This is a genomic window from Planomonospora algeriensis (genome assembly GCF_977012225.1).
This window is the reverse complement of the sequence record NZ_CDRNDK010001181.1, coordinates 1-237: the sequence shown is the minus strand read 5'-3', so window position 1 is coordinate 237 and position 237 is coordinate 1. Positions and strand designations below refer to the sequence as shown.

The following is a 237-nucleotide window of genomic DNA, read 5'->3' as shown; positions in this document are numbered from 1 at the left end:
GCGCGAGCAACGGGCTGACCGCGCCGAACGGCCCCTCCCAGCAGCGGGTGATCCGCCAGGCGCTGGCGAACGCGGGCCTGTCGCCGGCGGACGTCGACGCGGTCGAGGCGCACGGCACCGGGACCGTGCTGGGCGACCCGATCGAGGCCCAGGCGCTGATCGCCACCTACGGCCAGGACCGGCCCGAGGACCGCCCGCTCTGGCTGGGCTCGGTGAAGTCGAACATCGGCCACACCC

General features: G+C 75.5%; 1 protein-coding gene. It reads left to right on the top strand.

All coding sequences use genetic code 11. The features are described 5' to 3' along the window. Positions 1-237 (top strand): hypothetical protein (locus ACWJ6R_RS38340; RefSeq protein ID WP_449066848.1); only part of this gene is annotated, 237 nt, incomplete at both ends.